Source organism: Bariatricus sp. HCP28S3_F11 (genome assembly GCF_052065395.1).
Lineage (GTDB): Bacteria > Bacillota > Clostridia > Lachnospirales > Lachnospiraceae > Allocoprococcus.
Genome location: NZ_JBQHUC010000029.1, coordinates 15454 through 40608, shown reverse-complemented (window position 1 = coordinate 40608; position 25155 = coordinate 15454). Strand labels below are relative to the sequence as shown.

At 46.3% G+C, this 25155-nt stretch carries 22 protein-coding genes; 2 read left to right on the top strand and 20 right to left on the bottom strand.

Annotation, left to right across the window (positions count from 1 at the left end; all coding sequences use genetic code 11):
* Window positions 1-96: 96 nt before the first annotated feature.
* The 6 genes from ACTNBR_RS12520 to ychF all read right to left on the bottom strand — a co-directional run bounded on the left by ACTNBR_RS12520 (window position 97) and on the right by ychF (window position 7521).
* A complete protein-coding gene (locus ACTNBR_RS12520; protein ID WP_427808282.1) occupies window positions 97-660 on the bottom strand; it encodes an FAD-binding oxidoreductase in 564 nt (187 codons plus the stop codon).
* A gap of 1 nt (window position 661) precedes the next feature.
* A complete protein-coding gene (locus tag ACTNBR_RS12515) occupies window positions 662-838 on the bottom strand; it encodes a DUF1667 domain-containing protein (RefSeq protein WP_441018508.1) in 177 nt (58 codons plus the stop codon).
* Entirely contained in the window at window positions 829-1479 is a 651-nt protein-coding gene (locus tag ACTNBR_RS12510) for an NAD(P)/FAD-dependent oxidoreductase (protein WP_441029705.1), read from the bottom strand. The genes ACTNBR_RS12515 and ACTNBR_RS12510 overlap by 10 nt, the downstream gene beginning before the upstream one ends.
* Window positions 1480-1764: 285 nt before the next feature.
* A complete protein-coding gene (gene nifJ / locus ACTNBR_RS12505; RefSeq protein ID WP_427820411.1) occupies window positions 1765-5301 on the bottom strand; it encodes a pyruvate:ferredoxin (flavodoxin) oxidoreductase in 3537 nt (1178 codons plus the stop codon).
* Between the two features lie 132 nt (window positions 5302-5433).
* On the bottom strand, window positions 5434-6363 hold the full coding sequence (gene lgt / locus ACTNBR_RS12500; protein ID WP_441018504.1) for a prolipoprotein diacylglyceryl transferase: 930 nt from the start codon (window positions 6361-6363) through the stop codon (window positions 5434-5436).
* A gap of 57 nt (window positions 6364-6420) precedes the next feature.
* Window positions 6421-7521, bottom strand: a complete 1101-nt coding sequence (gene ychF, locus ACTNBR_RS12495) for a redox-regulated ATPase YchF (protein ID WP_427808274.1) — start codon at window positions 7519-7521, stop codon at window positions 6421-6423.
* 313 nt (window positions 7522-7834) lie between these two features.
* Between ychF and ACTNBR_RS12490 the strand changes: the two genes are divergently transcribed.
* Window positions 7835-8434 (top strand): transposase, encoded by a 600-nt coding sequence (locus ACTNBR_RS12490; protein WP_441018502.1) that lies wholly within the window; start codon window positions 7835-7837, stop codon window positions 8432-8434.
* Window positions 8435-8488: 54 nt separating this feature from the next.
* Here ACTNBR_RS12490 and ACTNBR_RS12485 read toward each other — a convergent pair whose 3' ends face one another.
* The 12 genes from ACTNBR_RS12485 to ACTNBR_RS12430 are packed head-to-tail and all read right to left on the bottom strand — an operon-like array spanning window position 8489 to window position 21795.
* Window positions 8489-9139 (bottom strand): thiamine diphosphokinase, encoded by a 651-nt coding sequence (locus ACTNBR_RS12485; RefSeq protein WP_441018500.1) that lies wholly within the window; start codon window positions 9137-9139, stop codon window positions 8489-8491.
* Window positions 9132-9794, bottom strand: coding sequence for a ribulose-phosphate 3-epimerase (gene rpe / locus ACTNBR_RS12480; protein ID WP_441018498.1), 663 nt, complete (start codon window positions 9792-9794; stop codon window positions 9132-9134). Before rpe ends, ACTNBR_RS12485 begins: the two co-directional genes overlap by 8 nt.
* Before the next feature lie 2 nt (window positions 9795-9796).
* Window positions 9797-10684, bottom strand: a complete 888-nt coding sequence (gene rsgA, locus ACTNBR_RS12475; RefSeq protein ID WP_441018496.1) for a ribosome small subunit-dependent GTPase A — start codon at window positions 10682-10684, stop codon at window positions 9797-9799.
* 33 nt (window positions 10685-10717) lie between these two features.
* Window positions 10718-12781, bottom strand: coding sequence for a Stk1 family PASTA domain-containing Ser/Thr kinase (gene pknB / locus ACTNBR_RS12470; protein WP_441018494.1), 2064 nt, complete (start codon window positions 12779-12781; stop codon window positions 10718-10720).
* On the bottom strand, window positions 12775-13518 hold the full coding sequence (locus ACTNBR_RS12465) for a Stp1/IreP family PP2C-type Ser/Thr phosphatase (RefSeq protein ID WP_427808262.1): 744 nt from the start codon (window positions 13516-13518) through the stop codon (window positions 12775-12777). The genes pknB and ACTNBR_RS12465 overlap by 7 nt, the downstream gene beginning before the upstream one ends.
* Before the next feature lie 2 nt (window positions 13519-13520).
* Window positions 13521-14564, bottom strand: coding sequence for a 23S rRNA (adenine(2503)-C(2))-methyltransferase RlmN (gene rlmN / locus ACTNBR_RS12460; RefSeq protein ID WP_427808286.1), 1044 nt, complete (start codon window positions 14562-14564; stop codon window positions 13521-13523).
* A 10-nt stretch (window positions 14565-14574) separates the two neighbouring features.
* On the bottom strand, window positions 14575-15882 hold the full coding sequence (gene rsmB / locus ACTNBR_RS12455) for a 16S rRNA (cytosine(967)-C(5))-methyltransferase RsmB (protein ID WP_427808260.1): 1308 nt from the start codon (window positions 15880-15882) through the stop codon (window positions 14575-14577).
* Complete coding sequence (locus ACTNBR_RS12450; protein ID WP_427808284.1) at window positions 15875-16570, bottom strand: zinc metallopeptidase; 696 nt, start codon at window positions 16568-16570, stop codon at window positions 15875-15877. Before ACTNBR_RS12450 ends, rsmB begins: the two co-directional genes overlap by 8 nt.
* A gap of 24 nt (window positions 16571-16594) precedes the next feature.
* A complete protein-coding gene (fmt, locus tag ACTNBR_RS12445; RefSeq protein WP_427808258.1) occupies window positions 16595-17527 on the bottom strand; it encodes a methionyl-tRNA formyltransferase in 933 nt (310 codons plus the stop codon).
* A gap of 38 nt (window positions 17528-17565) precedes the next feature.
* Window positions 17566-18036: a peptide deformylase gene (def, locus tag ACTNBR_RS12440; protein ID WP_427808256.1), complete on the bottom strand. Its 471-nt coding sequence runs from the start codon at window positions 18034-18036 to the stop codon at window positions 17566-17568.
* A 20-nt stretch (window positions 18037-18056) separates the two neighbouring features.
* Window positions 18057-20285: a replication restart helicase PriA gene (gene priA / locus ACTNBR_RS12435; RefSeq protein ID WP_441018510.1), complete on the bottom strand. Its 2229-nt coding sequence runs from the start codon at window positions 20283-20285 to the stop codon at window positions 18057-18059.
* A 1-nt stretch (window position 20286) separates the two neighbouring features.
* On the bottom strand, window positions 20287-21795 hold the full coding sequence (locus ACTNBR_RS12430) for a UDP-N-acetylmuramoyl-L-alanyl-D-glutamate--2,6-diaminopimelate ligase (protein WP_441018492.1): 1509 nt from the start codon (window positions 21793-21795) through the stop codon (window positions 20287-20289).
* 103 nt (window positions 21796-21898) lie between these two features.
* On the opposite strand from ACTNBR_RS12430, the gene ACTNBR_RS12425 reads away from it, so the two are divergent.
* Window positions 21899-22786 (top strand): arginase, encoded by an 888-nt coding sequence (locus ACTNBR_RS12425; protein WP_427820389.1) that lies wholly within the window; start codon window positions 21899-21901, stop codon window positions 22784-22786.
* Window positions 22787-22888: 102 nt separating this feature from the next.
* Here ACTNBR_RS12425 and ACTNBR_RS12420 read toward each other — a convergent pair whose 3' ends face one another.
* Together ACTNBR_RS12420 and ACTNBR_RS12415 are read right to left on the bottom strand one after the other, a co-directional pair.
* Window positions 22889-24403, bottom strand: coding sequence for a Mur ligase family protein (locus tag ACTNBR_RS12420; protein WP_427820388.1), 1515 nt, complete (start codon window positions 24401-24403; stop codon window positions 22889-22891).
* Between the two features lie 30 nt (window positions 24404-24433).
* On the bottom strand, window positions 24434-25135 hold the full coding sequence (locus ACTNBR_RS12415) for an aspartate/glutamate racemase family protein (RefSeq protein ID WP_427808246.1): 702 nt from the start codon (window positions 25133-25135) through the stop codon (window positions 24434-24436).
* Window positions 25136-25155 lie beyond the last annotated feature (20 nt).

Here is a 25155-nt window from a genome sequence, read left to right as displayed (position 1 = left end):
TGATTATATTGTACCACATCCGGCACATTAGAACAAGTGTTCTCTCGTATTTTTTTGCAATTCATCTCGCCACCTAAAGAGGTGGGAGAATTCTTGCTATATCTTGTTAAATTTGAGGACCTTATTGAACCGGAGCCTCATATCCAGCGAAATTCCTCCCAGAGTCGGCTCCACACCTCTTGTCACACTGCTGCCCCCGCCATATACATACAGTGGGATCTTGTGTTCTGTACAGTATGCCACGATCTGTTCCACCTGCTCAGTCGTATCCGGATAAACAACTGCATCGGGCAGCGAATCGATCTGATGTCTTCTGAGACGGATTGCATCGTATCCGGTCTTTCCATAAGCAACTGCCAGTCTCGGGTAGTCCTCTGTCGTGACATACTTTTCCCCAACAATCTTCTTCAGTGCTTCAATATGCTCCGTAGCAAGGCGGGACGGCTGATCAAGTACGACCTTCTCCATACCGATACTGCCATCGTACTGCTGGAAATCCGCATCCGTCATTTTAAATTTTTCTTTCATCATTTTGTACAGCGACTCTTTCGGATATTTCACAAAATCCGGATCGCCCCAACGGAAAATGGAACGATAACTGTCTTTCGGCGCAGCCTCTTTTACCCATTTGGGTTCAAATCCTTTATATGGTTTACTCATGTTACACTTCTCCTTTCATCAGGTCACTCGTTATCACGACATCGACGCCCAGCCCCAGTACATTTTCAATCACGATATCCCCCGTACCGAGCGGCTCTGTCACCTGCACTTTACTGATTTCCTTCATCACATCAAATATTCTTTCTTTTGGAATCTCCGCAGAGACTTTCACCGGCACGACCGGAACATTTTCGGAGGTTTGAGATTGCGGAACCTTTTTTCATACAGAATTTTGTCTCCTGAAAGGCAGGTAAATACCGCTTCCTCCATCTCTGCTCTGCTTCGGAAATAAAGAACGATCTTTTCCGTTCCAGCGCTCTTTTCGATCCTCTGTGGTACAACATACTGCAGGGAATCTCCCGCCTCCAGTTCTAAGTATTCCCGTTTTTTCTTTTCATAGACGGCAGCTGCCTTTCCCGCAGCGATCCCGCTCTCTGTCACATAATCCACAAGATCATTGACATGGAGCGCATTTCCACAGCAGAATATTCCTTCTTTTTCAGTCATAAAATGCTCATCACAAACCGGCCCTTTCGTATGCATATCCATTGGTATTCCCAGTGAACCTGCAATTTCATTCTCCGGTATCAGCCCCACAGAAAGGATCAGCGTATCACACTCCACAATTTCTTCTGTTCCTGCAATCGGTTCCATCTTATCATTGACTTTAGAGATCTCCACGGCAGTCAGACGACTGTCTCCGAATACACGGGTCACCGTACTGGACAAATGAAGCGGAATTCCATAGTCTTCCAGGCATTGGACAATATTGCGGGTAAGACCTGATGGGGTTGGCTTTGCCTCATACACACCAATCACTTCCGCTCCCTCCAGAGTAAGACGGCGCGTTTTCTCAGAAAATACCCAGATCACTCGAAACGTCTGTCTTATCCAAAAAACGGCACAGCCCTAAGGCCATGCCGTTTTTTTTATCCTTTATTTATCCTAGTACACCGAATAATAAGTAACTGACACCTTGACTTGTCTGATTGTTTCATCTGCAGTGTTGTCGTCAATCGACGTAGTCACCGCTACGCCTCATTCCTCCTTGCATATGAAACAATCATCCTGCGTCAATGTATCAGAAACTTATTTTTCGGTGTCCTAGTCTTCTCCGTACAGAGTAACCAGTTTCTTCAGATATTCATATCTTGCTTTTGCTTCAGCTTCATTCTTAGCGAACATTACTTCTGCTTTTTCAGGATTGAATCTTGCTAATGCGTTGTAACGAACTTCTCCGTTCAGGAAGTCTTTGTATCCTTCCATCTTAGGCTCCTTGCTGTCAAGAGTGAACTTAGCGCCTTCTGCAGCCGGATTGTAACGGAAGTTGTTCCAGTATCCGCATTCTACTGCTAAAGCTTCTTCTGTCTGAGCTTTGCTCATACCTTTCTTGATACCATGGTTGATACATGGAGCGTAAGCAATAATCAGAGACGGTCCCGGATATGCTTCTGCTTCAGAGATCGCTTTTACAGTCTGGTTGAAGTCAGCACCCATAGCGATCTGTGCAACGTATACATAGCCGTAGCTCATTGCGATAGAAGCAAGATCTTTCTTCTTAACTTCTTTTCCGCCTGCTGCGAACTGAGCGATTGCGCCGGTCTTGGTAGCCTTAGAAGACTGTCCGCCTGTGTTAGAGTAAACTTCTGTATCGAATACCATGATGTTGATGTCTTTTCCACTTGCAAGAACATGGTCAACACCGCCGAATCCGATATCGTAAGCCCATCCGTCACCACCGAAGATCCACTGCGATTTCTTAGCAAGGAAATCCTTATTATTAACGATATCTTTGCATAATTCACAATCGCATCCTTCTAATGCTGCAACTAATTTATCTGTAGCTGTTCCGTTTGTAACTCCGCATGAGTAGGTATCTAACCATTCCTGGCAAGCAGCTTTTGCTTCTTCACTGCATCCTTCTGATGCTGCGACAGCTTCAACTTTCGCTTTCAGGCCTTCTCTTAATGCTTTCTGAGCTAATAACATACCGTAACCAAACTCAGCAGCGTCCTCGAACAATGAGTTAGACCATGCAGGTCCCTGTCCCTTAGAGTTTACTGTGTATGGTGTAGACGGTGAAGAGTTACCCCAGATGGAAGAACATCCTGTTGCGTTAGCGATGTACATTCTGTCACCGAATAACTGTGTAACTAATTTAGCGTATGGTGTCTCACCACATCCTGCACAAGCTCCTGAGAATTCAAGAAGCGGCTGTTTGAACTGAGAACCTTTAACGGTATTTTCTTTGAATTTAGCAACAACTTCCGGTTTCACTTCGATTTCTGTACCAAAGTCGAAGTATACCTGTTCGCCTGCGTTTGCTTCCATGTTTTCCATAACAAGAGCTTTTTCACCCTTCTTTCCTGGACAAACGTTAGCACATGAGCCACATCCTGTACAGTCATATGCTGAAACAGTCATTGTGAACTTCAGTCCCGGCATACCGATCATATCGATTGTCTTGATTCCTTCCGGTGCTTTTGCAGCTTCTTCTTCTGTAAGTGCTACCGGACGGATTACAGCGTGCGGACATACATATGCACAACGGTTACACTGGATACAGTTTTCCGGTTTCCATACCGGGATATCTACTGCGATACCACGTTTCTCGTATGCTGCAGTACCGGACGGTGTAGAACCATCTACATATTCTGTGAATGCAGATACCGGCAGAGAGTAACCTTCCTGAGCGTTAACTTTAGCCTGAATATTCTTAACGAATGAAACAGCGTCTTCTCTTCCACCCTTAACTTCCGGTGTGAATAATCCCTCATCTGCGCAGTCTTTCCAGCTTTCCGGAACTTCTACTTCATGAACCTGTTTAGCACCTGCTTCGATTGCATCGTAGTTCATCTGAACGATCTTATCACCCTTCTTGCCGTAAGTAGCTTTTGCTGCTTTCTTCATCAGGTCGATTGCTTCTTCTTCCGGAATGATGTTAGCCAGTTTGAAGAATGCTGACTGAAGAACGGTGTTAATACGTCCGCCAAGTCCGATTTCTTTACCGATCTTGATTCCATCAATGGTGTAGAACTTGATTCCGTGGTTAGCGATGAATGCTTTCACCTGTCCCGGAAGATGCTTGTCAAGCTCTTCTGCATTCCATGGACAGTTCAGAAGGAATGTACCGCCGTCAACAAGTTCCTGAACCATGTTGTATTTATTTACATAAGACGGATTATGGCATGCAACAAAGTTTGCCTTATGAATCAGGTAAGTAGACTTAATCGGTTTCTTACCGAAACGAAGGTGAGACATTGTTACACCGCCTGATTTCTTTGAGTCATAATCAAAGTAAGCCTGTGCATACATATCCGTGTTGTCACCGATGATCTTGATGGAGTTCTTGTTGGCACCAACAGTTCCGTCAGCTCCAAGTCCCCAGAACTTACAGTTGATTGTTCCTTCCGGAGTAGTAACCAGAGGAGCACCAACTTCAAGAGAAAGTCCTGTCACATCATCAACGATACCAATTGTGAACAGTGATTTTGCTTCGTTCTCGAATACAGCTACGATCTGAGCCGGTGTTGTATCTTTAGAACCTAATCCGTAACGTCCGGAATTGATCTTAACGCCGTCGAATTTGCTTCCCTTTAATGCTGCAACAACATCAAGGTACAGAGGTTCTCCCTGAGCACCAGGTTCTTTTGTTCTGTCTAATACGTTGATGTATTTAACAGTATCCGGAATTGCATCGATCAGGGCCTGAGCGCAGAACGGTCTGTAAAGACGAACTTTAACAACACCGACTTTCTTGCCCTGAGCAAGTAAGTAATCAATTGTCTCGTCGATCGTATCACAAACAGATCCCATAGCTACGATCACGCTTTCAGCGTCTTCTGCTCCATGGTAGTTGAACAGTTTGTAATTTGTTCCGATCTTTTCATTTACTTTGTCCATGTATTCCTGTACGATTGCCGGCATAGCATCGTAGAACGGGTTACATGCTTCACGAGCCTGGAAGAAGATATCCGGGTTCTGAGCAGAACCTCTCTGGCAAGGATGATTTGGATTGAGAGCATGCTTACGGAAAGCATCAATTGCATCCTTATCTACCAGATCTTCCAGATCTTCGTAATCCCATGTCTCGATTTTCTGAATCTCATGAGAAGTACGGAATCCGTCGAAGAAGTTGATGAAAGGAATACGTCCTTTGATTGCTGCACAGTGAGCAACCGGTGTTAAGTCCATTACTTCCTGTACACTGGATTCACACAGCATAGCGCATCCTGTCTGACGGCATGCATATACGTCTGAGTGATCTCCGAAGATTGATAATGCATGGCTTGCGATAGCACGGGCAGATACGTTAAATACACCCGGAAGCTGCTCACCAGCGATCTTATATAAGTTAGGAATCATAAGAAGTAAGCCCTGAGAAGCTGTGTAAGTTGTTGTAAGCGCACCTGCTGACAGGGAACCGTGAACTGTTCCGGCTGCACCTGCTTCAGACTGCATTTCAGTTACCTGAACAGTCTGTCCAAAAATATTCTTTCTTCCTTGAGTAGCCCATTCATCTGTTGCCTCAGCCATTACGGATGAAGGGGTGATTGGGTAAATAGCAGCTACGTCTGTGTATGCATACGATGCATGAGCGGCTGCATGGTTACCATCCATGGTCTTCATTGCTCTTGCCATTTCTTGTTTCCTCCTTATTTATGCCAATTATTTAACATATATATTTATTATAGTCTGTTGATTTTCAAAAGTCCAGTAGTTATTCATCGAAGATTGTTCCTTTTCGGATACACCAACCGGACGTACTCTGTTTTATTTCCCGTGAAACATCTTCCTTGCATTTTTCGCATTTTTCTTAGCTTCCTTTTCGCGCATTCTCCGCAGTCTCGTTTTATCATCCTGCTGTCTGTTGTAAACAATCAGAATCAACGCCGCCACCGCAAGAAGCCCGGATAGAATCTGTGACACCGGGAGTTCCAGTCCGGTAACAGTCAGTTGATCTGTGCGAATTCCCTCGATCCACATTCTGCCTATCCCGTATCCGAACAGATATACCAGGAATAATTCGCCTTCAAACTTCCTGTATGAATAATAGAAAAAAATCACAATCAGAACCAAAAGGCACCAGAAAGACTCGTAAAGGAACGTCGGATGTGCCTGAATGAATCGGACCTCATCAATCAATTCAATGTGATTTCTCATGCGGTCTGTCACATCGGCAACTCTAACCGAATCGATCGGTAACATCATCGCAAATAACCCATCCGTATATTCTCCGAACGCTTCACGGTTAAAGAAATTTCCCCAGCGCCCCAACATTTGACCAACCAGAAGTCCTACACAGGCGGTATCCAGCATCTCGGCTGCCGACAGCTTCTTGATCCATGCAAATATAAAAACCGTTATAACCGCCGCGATCAGTCCTCCGTAAAGAGCGAGGCCTCCTTGACGAATATTAAAAATACTCAGCGGATGATCCTTATACAGCTCCCACGAAAAAGCTACATAAAACAACCTGGCGCCGATGATTCCGAATATCACTGCAAATACCGCAAGATCCAGATAATCCTCCGGATTCTGTCCCGTATACCTCGCAATCAGCACGGTAATAAGCGTGCCTATAAGTATAGCGGCTGCAATAATGATTCCATAATATGCGATATCAAATCCTAAAATCGAAACTGCTCTGCCCACATGTTTCAATTCAATTCCCAAATGAGGAAAGATGATTGCTTCTGACATATTATCCCCTTCTTTCTTTCGTTATACTACCCCTGATATTTTAAATTTACTAATTGATTATACATTAAACCGGAACAAAATGATATCGCCATCCTGAACCACGTATTCCTTGCCTTCCAGTCTGACAAGTCCCTTCTCCTTTGCTGCATTGTACGTACCGCAAGCCATCAGATCATCATAGGAGACAATCTCCGCCCGGATGAATCCACGCTCAAAATCAGAATGGATCTTGCCTGCCGCCTGCGGCGCTTTTGTTCCTTTCTTGATCGTCCATGCACGCACTTCCGGCTCCCCGGCCGTCAAATAACTAATCAGTCCAAGAAGACTGTAACTTGCCTTGATCAGTTTCTCCAGTCCGGATTCTTTAAGTCCCAGATCCTCAAGAAACATTTTCTTCTCATCATCCTCAAGCTCCGCGATCTCCTGCTCAATCTGTGCACAAACCACAAACACTTCACAGTTCTCATTTGCCGCATATTTACGCACACTCTGCACTCCTGCATTCGAAGCACCGTCATCCGCGAGATCATCTTCTTTCACATTTGCCGCAAAAATTACCGGTTTGTAAGTCAGAAGATTGTAGCTTTCCAGCCATGCCTGCTCGTCCTCATCCTGAACCCCGTCAAAAGTCTTAGCAAGCTTTCCTTCCTCCAGATGCGCCTTGATTCGCTCCATAAGAGCAAGTTCTTTCGCAACCATCTTATCATTTCTCGCAGCGCGAACAGCTTTCGAAATTCTTCTTTCCAATATTTCCAGATCCGAAAAAATCAATTCCAGATTGATCGTTTCAATATCACGGAGCGGGTTAATGCTTCCGTCTACATGTACAATGTTGCTGTCCTCAAAACATCTCACAACATGAACAATCGCATCCACCTCACGGATATTGGCAAGGAACTGATTGCCAAGTCCCTCTCCTTTGGATGCACCTTTTACCAGGCCGGCGATGTCTACAAATTCAATCGCTGCCGGGATGATCTTCTTTGTGTGGTACATTTCCCCGAGGACGTTCAGGCGCTCGTCCGGAACGGTAACAACACCCACGTTCGGGTCAATCGTACAGAACGGATAGTTCGCAGACTCTGCACCGGCTTTGGTCAGTGAGTTGAAAAGTGTACTTTTTCCTACGTTTGGTAATCCTACGATTCCTAATTTCATAATTTTCTCCTTTGCAGGGACGTTTCTTTTGCCACGAGCAGCGCCCTTTGGTGCGCTATTGTTTGCATATTCCCCAAAATATTACTTAATTTAATAATAATCAAAAATATTTGACGTGTAAATGCTACCACAGAAATAAAAAAAACTCAATATTTTACTCTTTACTTTTCTTCAAAAAGCTATATTATAGAATTATCGGAAACACAAGTTTCATGAAACATCCGTTCTTTTCAATTTTAATTTTGATTAACATTCCTAATTTTCACCCGTTTTTCGTTTCAAATAATCAAATATCAGCTTGGAGGGATTTTTATTGACAAGACATGCACGAAAAAAATCATCTACTCAGACTTATCATGTAGTAATCAAAAGAACCGACAGGCAACTACTTTTCGAAGAATCCAAAGATTATTTAAAATATCTGGATATTTTAGAATACTTTAAAGATCAATTTAAATTTGAGATTTACGCATACTGTTTGATGTCAAATCACGTTCATCTGCTTCTTCACCACCCGGCCACCGTTTCACTTGAATCTATATTCCGTCACATAAACACACCTTACGCCTGTTGGTTCAACGCCAAATATGATCGTACCGGTTTTGTTCAAGATTGCCACTATTTTAGTGAACCTGTTGATTCGGATAACGCTCTGTTGACTGTACTTCGCTATATTCATTATAATCCTGCCAAAGCCGGGCTGGAGAAATCCCCCGGATCCGGTTATCAATGGAGCAGTTATAACGACTATACCGGAAGGACGGGCGGATTAACCGACACAGCCTTTGTTCTCAGATTACTGGATACGATTGTTTTATTACATAAAAGAGGCATCTCGATTCGGCAGTTAAACCGCCTTACCGGGACACCTCGCGGTGTGATTGACCGAATTATTTCCCATCAACAGTCCTAATGCCAGCGCACTAGTGACCAAAGGGCACTGGTCGTGGCAGAAGAACCGTCCCCACTAGTCCCGGGTCTCCATCACCACCAGCACTCCGGACGTGAATTCAATTTCCACCTTATCTTCTTTAAATTGATTGCTTACAGTCAGGCTGTCACATGGCTTCAGAGTATGGTGGCTGAGCGGCCATTTTGTTCCTTTCAGATTCAGGTCGAACACTTCTCCCGAGAGTGAGAAAATGGACAGATATTTTCCGTATGCTTCTGATTTTTTCAGGACACACGGTTTATCGATTACCCGTATTTTATTTTTTTCGTCCAGTATGTATGCTTCTACTCCTGCCTGGCAGGCAACATACAGTGACTGGACATTGGCCCAGAGGTGATCGATCCTTCCGCCGGTCGCGCCGAGAATGATGATTTCTTTGCTTCCCAATGTGATTCCGAACCGGATGGCGATTTCTGTGTCGGACGCGTCTTTGATCGGGTTATATTCCCGTACCGGCACATGTGTCTCTTCTTTGTAGTATTTGATGACTTCAGGATCGATGCTGTCGAAATCTCCCACAATATACTGCGGCATGATCTGATTGTGATATAAATACTCTACACCTCTGTCCACACCGATTATGCAGGCTCCCTCGTTTTCGCCAAGTATCTTTTCTACGAACCCCTCGTCCAGTGCTCCCCCTGTGATAATCACGGTTTTACTCATAGCTTCTTAAACTCTCCATAAATTCCCTTGTATTTGCAGCCGCGTCACCTTTAAATACTGCAGAACCGGCCACCAGAACATTGGCTCCTGCATCAAGGATTTCGCGGACATTGCCCAGATGAACACCGCCATCCACCTGAATGTCGGTTTCTGTTCCTTTTTCTTCCAGCATGTTTCTCAGTCTCCGAACTTTATCAAGAGTCTCCGGAATCAGTTTCTGCCCGCCGAAGCCCGGATGAACGGTCATGACAAGAAACATATCTGCTTCTCCGATGAACTCCTCCAGCACCGTCTCGGGTGTCTCAGGGCAAATGGAAATTCCTGTCTTTACCCCCAGTTCGCGTATTTTCGCGAGTGTTGCTCTCACATCTTTACATGCCTCATAATGAATGGTGATGATATCTGCCCCTGACTTTGCAAATTCTTCTACATAACGGATCGGTTCTGTGATCATCAGGTGTACATCCAGAACTTGTCCGGTCACTTTTCTGACAGATTTGAGGACCGGCATTCCAAAAGAAATACTCGGCACAAAGACTCCGTCCATCACGTCAAAATGCAGATATTTCGCTCCTTCACTCTCTGTTTTTTGAATTTCATCTCCAAGTACGGCAAAATCTGCCGACAAAATGGAAGGTGACAATACATATTCCATTTTTAATATCTCCTTTTCTCCTTTTGTTCCAGTTCACAATACATCTCCAGATAATCGTTGTATCTTGTCCGGTGAATGTTCCCTTCTTCCAGCGCATTCTTGACCATACACCCCGGCTCGCTCACATGATTACATCCGAGGAATCTGCATGTCCCTTCATATTCCCTGAATTCCGGAAAATACGATTTCAGTTCTTCTTTTTCAAAATCATTGGTATACAGCGAAGAAAAACCCGGTGTATCCATGATATATGAATCTTCATCCACAGGAATCAGTTCGGAATGGCGTGTCGTATGTTTCCCGCGCTCAATCTTCCGGCTGATGCTCCCTGTCTCCATGTTGATGTTCTCCTGCAGGCAATTGATCAAGGAAGATTTACCCACCCCCGAAGGTCCGGCCACAGCCGTTATCTTCCCTTTCAACACCGCTTTGATTTCCTGAATATTTTCTTCTTTATAAGCACTCGTAAAGATAACCCGGTATCCGCATGATTCATAAGTTGCCTTTAATTCTGCTATTTCCTCTTCTCCTGCAAGATCCTGCTTGTTAAAGCAGATCACGACGGACATCTCCTGTCGTTCCATCATTACCAGAAACCGATCCAGAAGATTGAAGTGCGGTTTCGGCTTTGTCACTGCAAACACAACCAGTGCCTGATCAATGTTCGCAACCGCAGGCCGAATCAGTTCACTCTTTCTCGGAAGTATTTTCGTGATATTTCCGGTTCCTTCTTCTTTGTCAAGGACTTCATATTCTACCAGATCTCCCACCAGCGGTTTTATTTTCTCTTTACGGAAAATCCCCTTCGCCTTGCATTCATAAACAGCGAATTCTACTACGTCATAAACGTAGTAGAATCCTGCAATTCCTTTTATAATTCTTCCCTGCATAAAACAGTTCCTTCTATCATTTTCTTTAGCTTCCTACTGCTGAGTCTCATCGTCGCTGCCTTCATCGGGGTTTCCACCGCTTCCGTCACTTACATACAGTTTGACCGTAGAACCGATATCAACAGAGGTTCCTTCTCCCGGCTCTACCGAGATAACGGTTCCGGAAGGTTGATCACTGGTCTGTGTCACTTCCTCATAGAAAAGTCCTCTTGCCGAAAGTGCACTGATTGCATCGGCCAGACCTTTACCGGTTACAGACGGAACCTTCACCTGATCAGCCGGTTTCTTCCCTTTGCTGACCACATAGCTTACCGATGTACCGGAGCTCACCTTACTTCCCGGTGTCACGGACTGGGAAATGATGAGGCCTGCTTCATACTTGTCACTGTACTGCTCACTGCTGCCACCATCTTCAAGACCTGCACTTGCAAGCAGTTTCTGTGCCTCAGATACGGTCTTGCCCCTCAGGTCCGGAACATCCTTCTTCTGGGCGCCCTTGCTGACGATCAGTGTGATCTTGGTATCAACCGTCACTTTTTCTCCTGCTGCCGGATTCGTTCCGATCACCACACCATTTTCCCACTTGTCACTGTATTCAGAATCCACTGAAAAATCTGTGAATCCCTGTGCCTTCAGCGTCTTCTTTGCCGCATCTTCATCCATTCCCTCGACGCTCTCAATCGTAACTTCCTTCTCTCCTGAACTGATCACGACCTCGATCACGGTCTTCTTTGCAACCTTTTCGCCGGCTTCAATACTCTGCCGGATCACTGTATTCTCCGGATATTTATCCGAATTCTCCTTGCTCACTACTTCCATCACGAGATTATGCTTACTGCACATCTCATCAGCCACTTCTTTATTCTCGCCAACCAGCTTTGGAACCTCAATATTCTTACTATCCGTTTCCACTGCTTCTGTTCCCGGTCCGAATTTAAATACACCGGCCGCTTTGCCGATCACGAAGATCAGAATGAAAACAATGATCACAGCGACTACGATCGTGAGGATCTTCATCATCTTATTCATTCTTGGATTGACATCATTGCTCCTGCTGCCCTTCCGGCTTCTGTATTTCTCTTCTTCCTCGTCATCGTACCCATCATCATCATAATCATCACCGTACGATTCGTCTTCTTCGCCGTATTCGTCATCGTAGGACTCTTCATCATACTCGTCATAACCACGTCCGTTCCGGATACGCCCCATCTCTTCCTGGGAGATCATGACGGTGTTGCCGTCATCATAGGCCTGCCCCATATCCACAAACCTGCCGTCCGGATCCACCAGCGCCCGCTTCAGATCCTGAATCAGAAGACTGATATTCTGATATCTTCTCTCCGGGCTCTTCTGCGTACATTTTAAAATGATTTTTTCAAGAGCAGGCGAAACACTTGGCACAATCTCAGAAGGAGGCGTCATCGTTTCCTGAAGATGCTTCATGGCCACCGCCACGGTAGAATCCCCGTCAAACGGGACTTTTCCGGTTGCCATCTCATACATCGTAATACCGACTGAATATATGTCGCTCTTCGCATCACAGAAGCCGCCACGTGCCTGTTCCGGTGAAACATAATGTACCGATCCCATCGCACTGGAAGTGACGGTATGAGAAGATACTGCCTTTGCAATACCAAAATCAGTTACTTTTACCTTTCCTTCTTTGGAAATAATGATATTCTGCGGTTTGATATCCCGATGAATGATCTCATGCTTGTGTGCCGCTTCAATTCCGGTACACATCTGGATCGAAATACTGAGAACCTCTTTGTTGGACAGCCTTCCTTTTTTCTGTATATATTCTTTTAATGTAATTCCTTCCACCAGCTCCATTACCATATAGTAAAGTCCCCGGTCTTCACCCACATCATAAACATTGACAATATTCGGATTCTGAAGTCCTGCCGCAGCCTGAGCTTCCGAGCGGAATTTCCTTACAAAATTCTCATCTTCTCTATACTCTTTCTTCAATACCTTGATCGCCACATACCGGTTCAGCATGCAGTCGCGTCCCTTGTAAACATCCGCCATACCGCCAGCGCCGATCTTACTCAGCACCTCGTAGCGGTTGCTCAGGAAAATACCATCTTTTACCATATACTCACCTCATTAGAAAATGGCTGTGCCAAAACGACACCGATATTGTCCTTTCCCCCATTTTCATTGGCGCGGTCGATCAAAGTGCGCCCCGCCTCAACAATATCTCTTGCCCCCTTAATAATTGCAAAAATCTCTTCATCATCCACCATATTGCATAGTCCATCGGTACACATAAGAATCGTGTCTCCCTTTTTCAGGCTGAATTCAAAGAAATCCGCCTCCACGTTCTCCTTCACACCAATTGCTCTTGTGATGATGTTCTTATCCGGATGGTTCCTTGCCTCTTCTTCATTAATCCCGCCAAGTCTTACCATCTCTTCAACCAGAGAATGATCTCTGGATAACTGTCTGATATCTTTGTTGATCAAATACAGACGGCTGTCACCAACGTTAACAAAGTAAAGTGTATGATCGATCACCGTCGCCACAACGAGCGTAGTTCCCATACCTTCCAGTTTGATATCCTTGCCCGCCGCTTCAATCAACTTGTGATTCGCTGTCTGTACAGCATCAAGCAACACTTCCTCCGGTCCTTCTTTTAATGTATGCTTCAGTTCCTCCTCCAGAACCTCCACCGTATATTTGGAAGCAAAATCTCCCGCTTTATGTCCACCCATTCCGTCTGCCACAACCAGAAGATTCGGCAGTACTCCAAGCGGCTCATCAGTAGCAAACACATAATCCTGATTAATTTCGCGTTTTCTTCCCACGTCTGTCATGGAAAATATCTTCATAATCATACTCCTCGCATTGTCTTACGTCTCAACTGTCCACATGCCCCGTCTATATCAGAGCCCATTTCTCTTCTTATAGTAACATTTATCCCGCTTTTTTCAAGCTTATTTTTAAATTTCGCGGCACTTTTTTTATCCGGTTTCTCGTAATTTCGCTCCTTGATCGGATTCACCGGAATCAGATTCAAATGGCAGTTTCTATCCTTCAAAATCCGGATCAGTTCGCCTGCGTCTTCTTCCGTATCATTAACTCCGTGAACCAGGCTGTATTCAAATGTGATCCTTCGCCCGGTTTTCCGAAAATAATCGTCACATGCCCTCAGTACTTCTTCCAAATCATATTTATTTGCCACCGGCATCAGACTTTTCCTCTTTTCCTGCGTAGAGCCGTGCAGGGAAAGAGCCAGTGTGATCTGAAGTTTCTCATCCGCGAGCCGGTAAATATTCGGCACAATTCCGCAAGTTGAAGCAGTGATATTTCTTTGACTGATATTTAATCCATGTTCATCACTAATCATATGAATAAACTTCAGGAAATTGTCATAATTATCCAGCGGTTCTCCCGTTCCCATGATAACAATATTGGAAACTCTCTCCCCGCTGATCTTCTGAATCTGGTAAATCTGGCGCAGCATTTCCGAAGGTGTCAGATTCCTCTCCAGGCCATCCAGCGTAGACGCGCAGAAACGGCATCCCATACGGCATCCCACCTGTGACGAAATACAGACAGAATTCCCGTGCTTATATTTCATCAGCACGCTCTCCACCATGTTGCCATCCTGCAGGCAGAAAAGGAACTTGTTTGTCCCATCGATTTTCGAGATCTGTCGCCGCACCATCTCCACTTTTCGGATCTCATAATTCTGATCCAGCTTTTCTCTGAGTGAAAGCGATAAATTCGTCATCTCATCAAAGCGATCTGCAAGCTTTTTGTGAAGCCACTCGTAAATCTGACCGGCGCGAAACGGTTTTTCCCCAATCTCTTTCATCTCATTTTTCAATTCATCCAGCGTGAACGAAGCAATATCCTTTTTTGATTGTAGCATTTCTTCCATTCTACTGTCCTCCCGCCCTGCGTTTCAGCACGGCAATATAGAATCCGTCCGTTTCTCTGGACGGGAAAATCTGCTTTTCATTTTCCAACGAATATTCCGGAAAACATTCCAGAAACCATCTCGTATTTTCTTCATTTTCTGACCGCCAGATCGTGCAGGTACTGTAGACCAGCGTCCCTCCCGGCTTCACATAATCATGAACCGCAGCCAGAATTTCTCTCTGCAACTCTGCGAGCTCCTTCTCCTGTTCCGGTGTCATCTTATACTTCAGATCTGTTTTCTTTCCGAGAACTCCGAGACCGGAACACGGCAGATCAGCGATCAGGACATCCGCTTTCAGTGCCGATGCAGCATCGTACACCGTTGCATCCTGCTGAATAGCTTCAACATTTTCAAATCCCATACGGCAGATATTTTCCCGGATCAGTTCCACCTTATTCTCCGTCAGATCCCGCGCCTCCACGTGTCCGCTTCCTTCCAGAAGCTGTGCTGCATGAAGGGCTTTCCCTCCGGGAGCCGCACACACATCGATCACGTAATCACCATTCTTGATCCCGGCACTTTCTGCCACCAGGATCGAAGCAGCATCCTGCACCTGAAATGCTCCGTTTCGAAAGCTCTCGAGCGCTCCGAGATAATCATATCCGGAAATCAAGAGTGCAGAGGCGACCTGTGAATGTTCTTCCACTGTCACCCCTTCTTCTTCCAACTTCTTTTTCAGTTCCGCTCGTGACATTCTATTTTCATTCACCCGGATCGTTGTCGGACGTTCCAGATAGAAACTCTGCAGAATCTGCTCGGTCTGTTCCTTTCCATAATCAGCCAGCCACTGTTCCACGATCCATAGCGGCATCGAATATTTTATCGAAAAGTATTCCGCTGTGTTATTCTCATCTGGATATGAAATTTTCTCCAGATTTCTCGCAATGTTGCGAAGCACGCCATTTACAAATCCCTTCAAGCTCTTGAATCCCTTTTTTACCGCCAGGTTGACCGCTTCATTGCACGCCGCACTTGTAGGCACCTGATCCATATATTCCATCTGGTAAACCGCACACCTTAAAAGATTACGGATAACCGGTTTCATCTTATCAGTTTTAACTTTTGAAAACTGATTGATAATATAATCCAGTTCTATCCTTCTCTCCGTCGTCCCCTCACACAATCTGGTGAGGAAGGCACGTTCCTGTTTTCCCAGATACTGATACTTTTCCAGCACCTGTCTAAGCGCGATATGACTCTTTTCGCCGCGTTCTATCTCCAGCAGAACCGCCAGCGCAAGCTCTCTTTCACTGATTTCTTTAGTCATCGTTTCTTCGTCCTCTCGTAAGGATCAATAAACGCAGAAGCTGCAGGATCGCAGATGCTGCGCTTGCCACATAAGTGAGCGCCGCTGCGCGAAGTACCGATCTTGCCTTACCTGCCTCATCCGGATACAACATCCCTGTCCCTTCCAGAATATTCATTGCTCTTCTGGAAGCATTGATTTCAACCGGAAGCGTAACGATCTGGAACAGTACAGCCGCAGAGAACAGCAGTATTCCGATATTGATCAGAAAAGCCGCCATATCCCCGCGCATAAACAGGCCGACAATGATCAGAGGCCATGAAATACTGGATCCGAAATTTGCCACCGGCACCAACGCCCCCCGGATACTCAAAGGTGCATAATGGGTCGCGTGCTGAATGGCATGTCCGCATTCATGGGCAGCTACCCCTAAAGCTGCAACCGATGTGGAACCATACGTAGAATCAGAAAGTCTGAGTACCTTATTGGACGGATCATAGTGATCGGTCAATTTTCCTGAAACTCGTTCCACACGGACGTCGTAAATCCCAGACTGTCTAAGAATCTGTTGGGCAGCCATTGCCCCGGTGATCCCCGCATGGTTCCTTACGCGGCTGAATTTTGCATAAGTCGAATTCACTTTCGCAGAAGCGGCCATACAAAGAACCACTCCGATCAAAACAAGTACATAGGTTGAATCAAAATACATTGGATAATACACACTAATTCCTCCTTATCCCAAATGCTCCCCCACTTTTACCTGATACCCTCTTAAAAAGGCATCTGCTTCCATCCGCTTTTTCCCCGGAATCTGAAGCGCACGCACGCGCAGCTGACCGTCTCCGGTCTGCACGGCAAAATCATCTTTCGTCACATCCGTAATCGTGCCCGGAGCTTTTTCTGTATTTTCTCCCGGTACCGCGTCTGCTTCCCAGATCTTCATCGTTTTCCCATTCCAGTCTGTATAGGCGCTCGGCCACGGATTCAGTCCCCGGATCAGCCGTTCAATCTCAACCGCGGACTGTTCCCAGTTGATATCACCCAGCTTTTTATCCAGCATTCTTGCGTATTCCGTCGGACTCTCCCCCTGTTTCTGTGGCGTCAAGTCCCCTTGGACCAATTTGTCCAGTGTATGAACACAGAGCTTTGCCCCTGCCTCGGCAAGCTTGTCGTGCAGGCTGCCCCCGGTTTCTTTCTCATCCAGAATAATCTCGGTCTTTTCCAGCATGTCTCCGGTATCAAGACCTTCATCCATCTGCATGGTCGTCACACCGGATATTTTTTCTCCCCGGATGACAGCCCACTGGATCGGCGCTGCTCCCCGATAGCTCGGGAGCAAGGATGCATGAACATTGATACACCCATATGGGGTCATTTCCAGAATTTCTTTCGGCAAAATCTGTCCAAATGCGATTACAACACAGACATCCGCCTGATATTTCTTTAGCTCTTCCACACACTCGGGATCACGCACTTTTTTCGGCTGGAATACCGGAATCCCGTGTCTCAGCGCACATTCCTTCACAGGTGTGAACTGCATTTCCTTTCCTCGTCCCTTCGGCTTGTCCGGCTGTGTGACCGCAAGAACCACTTCATGACCGGCCTCGACCAGCGCCTCCAGTGTCCCGACCGAAAAATCAGGAGTTCCCATAAATATAATTCTCATTTCAATCCTCCTTCTTTTCATCGAATGATACAAGTTTCCTATTCTTCTTCATAATTCGTATCGTGCAGCTCTCCCTCAACCTTTTCCACATAAAGGTGCCCATCCAGATGATCCAGTTCATGGCAGATTGCTCTCGCCAGAAGTTCCTCACCTTCAATGATATACTCTTCCATGTTTTCATTAAGTGCCCGTGCCTTCACATAATTCGGTCTGGTTACCACACCGGCTTTTCCCGGAACACTTAAGCATCCTTCTTCTCCGGTCTGCTCTCCGGAAGTCTCCAGAATCTCCGGATTAATCATCACGATCGGTCCTTCTCCTACATCGATCACGACGATTCGTTTCAGAATTCCCACCTGCGGTGCCGCAAGTCCCACTCCGGCTGCCTGGTACATTGTGTCCAACATATCCTCGATCAGGATCCTTGTCCGAAGTGTCATCTTCGGGACTTCCTTACAAACCTTTGTTAATACGTCATCTCCCATTTCTCTGATTGTTCTGATTGCCATTTTACATCCTCCACTTCTCATTAAAATACGTTCATCGGGTCAAAATCGAACTGAATCCTCATCTTTGCAAATCCACTGTTGACCTCAATATATTGTTCCATTTTATTTTTAATTCCAACCAGCACATTGCCAGATTCATCCTTAATATACAGCACTCTGCGGTACACATCTTTCACTTTTCCCACATAAGGACTGGCGGGGCCGATAATCTTAGAACGGGTTCCTCTGGACACACGGAGCGCATACTCCTTCAGATAATGTGCACCTTTTTCCAGAAGTGCTTCATCTTCACCGGAAAGCAATACCGCCAGCAGATGTTCTGCCGGTGGATACCCCATGAGTTCCCGGTAATTCATCTCTTCCTCATAGAATGCTCTGTAATCCTGCCTGGCCGCAGTCTGGATGCTGTAATGATCCGGACTATAAGTCTGGATCACGACTTCCCCTTTTTTGTGTCCTCTTCCGGCTCTTCCCGCCGCCTGCGTGAGCAGTTCAAAGGTTCGCTCCGCCGAACGGTAATCGTCCGAATACAGAGACATATCTGCCGCCAGAATACCCACAAGAGTAACGTTGGGAAAATCATGTCCTTTCACGATCATCTGCGTGCCGATCAAGATATCTGCCTCTTCTCCGGCAAATGCCGACAGAATCTTCTCATGTCCTTCCTTGCTGCGGGTGGTATCCAGATCCATTCTGAGCACCCTTGCTTCCGGAAATTCCCGTTTCACCAGTTCCTCGATCTGCTGCGTACCTGCGCGGAAACCACCGATATGGGGCGACCCGCAGGAAGGACATACCTTTACCTGTGCCCGCTCGTACCCGCAATAATGGCAGACCATCCTGCCGTTTTTATGAATTGCAAGTGAAACATCACAATGAGGACATTTTACTACATATCCGCAAGACCTGCAAGAAAGGAATCCTGCATATCCTCTCCGATTCAGGAAAAGCATTATCTGCTCTCCTTTTTTCAGCCGGTCCTCCATCAGGCTGTGCAGCCGGTCGCTGAGAATGGACCGGTTTCCTGCCGACATTTCCTCACGCATATCCACCACATCCACCGTCGGAAGCAGACTTCCTTCTGTCCGGCCGGGAAGCTCCAGCATACGATACTTTCCTTTCCGACATCGGTAAAATGCTTCCAGTGACGGAGTGGCCGAACCAAGCACGACACTTGCTCCTTCCAGCCTTGCTCGCTCTTCCGCAGTCTCTCTGGCATGATACCGGGGAACCTGTTCACTTTTGTAAGCCGACTCATGCTCCTCATCGATCACGATCAGGCCAAGATCGGGAAATGGTGTGAAAAGGGCTGATCTCGGTCCGATCATCACATCCAGTTCCCCATTCTTCGCACGCATCATCTGGTCATACCGCTCCCCCGGCGAAAGTCGGGAATTCATGATCGAAACCCTGCTTCCGAACCGGCGGCAGAACCGCATGACGGTCTGATACGTCAGTGCGATCTCCGGAATCAGCACGATTGCCTGCCTGCCGCCAGCTACCACTTCCCGGATCATTTCCATATATACTTCTGTCTTCCCGCTTCCCGTGATCCCGTACAGCAGATAGGTGTGATAATCCTTTTTCCGGTAATCTTCCCGGAATGTCTCAATGGCTGCCTTCTGCGCCTCTGTGTACACAACGGTCTTTTCTTCCCTCTCCGTCTTCTTGACCGGATTTCGGTAGATCTGCTCTGAATAGACTTCCAGTACATTCTGTTTCTCCAACGCGCGCACTACTTCCTGTGTGATATTCAGTTTTTTCATGACTAGCGACGCATCAATTTCTTCATCATCCAGAAGTGCCTCCATCAGCCGTGCTCTCGCCTTCTGATTCTTGTGCCGGTATTCCTCCAGCCTCGCACGTCCCTCCTCCACAGAAATCAGCCTTCTTATGATCCTCTGTTGTTTGGCTTTTTCTGTTTTCTTGATTGGCAGAACCGTCCGAAGTGCCTGAATCATGGTCCCTCCATACTGTTCCTTCATCCAGGCCGCAAGTTCTACAAGATGCGATTCAATTGCTACACTTTTCTCTGCAGGTCTTAGTATTTCTTTCATCTTATCCGGTTCATAGTCACATGTTTCTGAAAAACCAACCACATATCCATGCCTTTCATGATTTCCTCTTCCAAAAGGAACCACGACTTCCATACCGACATGCAGAACTTGTTCCAGCCATTCCGGTACCCGATATTGGAAGATCCGATCCAGTTTTTCATTTGTAATATCTATGATAATATCTGCATACATCCTATTTTTCTTCACTTTCTGTCTGATGTCTTTTTTTGATTGCTTCGAGCACAAGTTCCCTGTCATCCATATGATACCGCATCGAACCGATTTCCTGATAGGACTCATGTCCCTTTCCGGCAATGACAAGGATATCTCCCGGTTCCGCCATGGAAATTGCCAGCGAAACCGCTTTTTTCCGGTCTTCTTCTACCAGATACATTCCCTTTGTCATTTCCATCCCTTCTAGAATCTCCCGAATGATCTGCATCGGTTCTTCCTCCCGGGGATTATCTGACGTGATGATCGTCATATCCGCCAGCCGTCCTGCCACTTTTCCCATCTCCAGTCTGCGTGAGGCAGCCCTTTCTCCTCCACACCCGAATACCAGCAGGATTCTTCCGGGCTGATACACTTTCAGCGTCGTAAGCACACACTGGAGACTCATCGCATTGTGCGCATAATCTATATAGCAAGCGATGTTTTTTTCAACGAGGATTCTCTCCATTCTTCCTTTTACATGCGCTTTTCTAAGCGTCTCTGCTGCCTGGCTGATATCAAGATCCAGGCACCGGATTGCCTGAAGCGCTGCCAGCGCATTATAGACATTAAACATTCCCGGCATCTCCATAGTAAATTCTGTCCCATCCGCCGTAAATCTGCTCACAGGGCCCTCTTCTTCCATTCCAAACGAAATTCCGGATGCAGCAAGTATATGATCTCCGCCGTCCCGCATTGTGGTGAAACCATATTTTCTGCAGGTTGCTCTTTTAAACATAAATCCGCAATTCCGGTCGTCCAGATTGCCGATTCCAATCCTGCAATGACGAAACAGACAAGATTTATAATACCGATATTCCGCAATACTTGCGTGCTCATGCGCTCCCACATGATCTTCTCCAAAATTGGTAAAAATACCAATTTCAAATTCAATTCCTTCGATCCGTTTCCACTTGATTCCCTGCGAAGATACTTCCATGACTGCATATTCGCATCCCATTTCTACCATTTTATCAAAATACTGGTGAATGGTAAAGGATTCATACGTTGTATTCTTCTCCGGGATCTGCATTTCTCCGATCACGGTCCCGATCGTGCCCATCAGCGCCGCCCGATGTCCGAGTGCCTCCAGCATCTGAAAAATCAGGCTGGCAACTGTCGTTTTCCCCTTGGTTCCGGTCACACCAATTACCTTCAGCTTTCTGGCCGGATATTGAAAATACGCAGCGCTGATATAAGCCAATGCTTCCCTCGTGTCCTTCACAAGGAGAACCGCCATCCCCTCAGGAATATGCAGAATTTCTTTATCCAGCACCAGCTTCTCTACAAGAACTGCCACGGCGCCTCTTATGCGTGCCTCACTGATATGCCGGTGGCCGTCATCCCTGCTCCCCGCCAGACATACAAACAGTTCTCCCTCTTTCGTCTCTCTGGAATCATAAGAGATTCCGGTAATCTCAATCTCTGCAAGCGGGCATGGGGCCCTAAGCACCGCATATTCCAATTGTCCTGTCAGATTTACAAGCTTCATACAAAACCTCTTTTCTAACAAACCTTCGCCCCTTGTGTTTCTGCTTCCAATTTGCTATACTTCTATCAGCAGGACATACTGTCCTTTTGTTATGGAGGTTTTTATGTTGCACATGTATGGGTGTCCGATTCACCTAGGGGTTGGTGACACCGGACTGATTCGAAGTCTTGCGTACTTAAACGCACATTATCCTAATTTACAGTTTCCTCTCATCCCGGAAATCAAGAAAGAGGAAGAGGGGCTGCTTCAGCTCAAAAATCTGAACAGCGTCGCTGCCACTTGCGAGAGCATTGCTTCCTATGGATATGAGGTACTTTCCAAAGGGGATACCCCACTTTTTATCGCAGGAGATCACAGCGCGGCCATGGGCTCCGTCTCCGCTTCCAGTGTATATACCCGCCGTACCTCAGGCGGCGATACCGGCCTTCTCTGGATTGACGCCCATCCGGACATCAATACGGATGAGACAACTGTAACCGGCAATATTCACGGCATGCCGGTTGCCGCACTGCTTGGTATGGGCGAGAAACGTCTGACCCATTTTCTGGACGAACAACCGAAACTAAAACCTGAAAATATCATCATGATCGGGCTTCGCGACATCGATCCGCCGGAGAAAGTTTTTCTGGATCAGCTTCACATACGCTATTATACATGGGGCGCGGTTCGTGCCAAGGGTCTTTCCCAGTGTCTGACCGAAATAATCGGCCGATTTTCGCACCTGTCCGCTGTTCATATCAGTTTTGACATTGATTCCATGGATCCAGAACTGATTCCGGGCGTATCCGTACCGGTTCCCGGTGGATTCAATCAGGCGGAAGTTATGGAAATGTTCCGCACACTTCTGCCTGCACTTCCCGTGATCGCATGTGATATTGTAGAATTCAATGTGGCGCACGACAAGATGGACCGAACCGCCGATTTCGTCTCCGAACTGGTTTCTCTGATTCACGAACTGTATGAGAGTTCTGCAGATTTCCGTTCTTTCTAAAATGATACCGACAGTGCTCTATACTTATATTATATGACAGGATCGAAGGATTGCTACGCATTTTAAAATAGGAAGTGCTTAGAAAGGCACTTCCTGTTTTTACTAATGCGTTTTATCATACTCTGCAAGCAGTTCTTTTACATACTGTACATCTGATTTACAATCCAGATATTCACATCCGTATTTTTGACGCGTCTCATTTCCCTTCCCGGTGATCAGAAGGATTGTCTTTCCTTCCGCTTCATCCATCGCGGCCTTGATTGCCTCTCCCCTGTTCTCGATCATAACATACGGACAGTTCTGCGCTTCTACATACTGCGCAATGTCTTTGGAAATGTCTTCCACCGGTTCGTATCCCGGATCCTCCGCCGTCAAATATACTTTCTTCGAATACTGCCCAGCAACCGTTCCAAGGTCCCTTCTTCGAATGTAGGCTTTCTTGCCCGGACAGCCAAAAATAGAAACGATCGCATAGTCCGGATACTCATCCTTCGTAGAAGAGAACAACTTTTCAAAACTGAGTTTGTTGTGTGCATAATCCACGACTGCAATCAGCTTCTTATCCTTGCTCGCATACAGTTCCATTCGTCCGCTGGATCTTGCACGGTAAAGTCCACTGTGCATATACTCCTTCGGAATACCGAGCAGTATGGATGCCGCGATTACGGCAAGCGCATTTTCCACATTGAAAAGTCCCGGCATAGTCAGACGGAATTCTTCATCAAACTCTGCTGTTTTTACCATAAATACGATCTCATGACCGTCTTTCTGAATGTCATACCCGTAAACATCCGCCTCCGGATTCCTAGTGCTAAATGTCAGCACCCGCTCACTTGCCTTTGACGCTTCCAGTATCCGGTCAGCGAAATCCGCATCCAGATTGACCACTGCGTTCTTTGCCTTTGCAAATATTTTAAGCTTAGAAGCAAAATAGTCTTCAAAATCAGGATGTTCGATCGGACTGATATGATCTTCGGAAATATTAAGAAATATCCCCACATCCAGCATCATATTATCAACACGGTTATATTTCAGCGCCTGAGAGGATACCTCCATCTCCACATAAGAAATTCCGCTCTCAACAGCATGACGGAAATGCTCCTGCAATTCCACCGCCTCCGGCGTCGTAATATGTGATTCTTTCTTGATCACGCCATCATAAATATCAATCGAAGAAATGACCGCACTTTCTTTTCCACCGGTTGCTTCCATGTAATCATCCACAATTGCTTTCATGTAATATGCAGAAGTGGATTTTCCCTTTGTTCCGCCTATTCCCACGATATTGAGTGATTTCCACGGCGCATTGTTGAACTTCTCCGCAAGATACGGCATTGCTTTTCTGATATCGTCAACCAGGAAATACGGCACATCTACTTCCGTATCATATTTCACCTCGCTCACATAAGCCACCGCCCCCTTCCGGATCGCGGCGTCGAGATATTCCGCTTTAAATGCGGCGCCTTTGCAGATGAATAATGTTCCTTCCACAACTTCTCTCGAGTCATAGGTCAGGTATTCAATCTGTGCATCTTCTTTTCCACAGGAATAAAATTCCTTCATCATCCGCGCATTCTGAAGAAGCTGCGCGTAAGCTTCCAATGTATATTTCTTCATCTGTAGCCTCTCCTTCCAGTTCTCCTTCGCCTATCTGATCTGAGCTCCCGAGCGGAGGATAGACTCCGTTACCAGAACATCCATAGCATCGAGACAGTTGACAGGTACCTGATAGTATTCTTTAAAAACAGAGATCTCTGTACATGCCAGAATAACAGCATCACATCCCTGTTCCATCAGATCGTTATATGCACAGTCAAATTTCGCCCTGTCTCCGGTCTTACCGCCTTTAATATCATCGTAGATCAGTGACATAACCTCCCGCTGCGCATCGCTCCGCGGCGAAACAGCCGCAATGCCGCGACGTTCGCATGCGCGATAATAGGTGCCTGCCTGCAAGGTGCCGTCTGTTCCCATAATACCGATCTTCTTCACATCCGGATGCTGTTCCGTCACATAGCGTACGCTTTCTTCCACCATGTTGATGATCGGAACCTTCGTCGCCGCCTGGATCTCTTTCAGGAAATAGTGGGAAGTATTGCAGGGAATTGCAATGTTCGCAACCCCAAGCTTCTCCAGATCACGGGCATCTTTCGTAATCGCCTTCAGAAATTCCTCTTTGTGTCCGGTAAGAATTGCCTTCGTTCTGTCCGGCATCGTAGCATGACTTAAGATCACCATGTCAATATGCTCCTGGTCACTTGCCGCCTTGGTTCTTGCTATGACCCTCGCATAGAAAAAGCTTGTCGCTTCCGGCCCCATTCCGCCGATCACTCCTAATTTCTTCACCATACGCATCTCCCCTGTCCGTT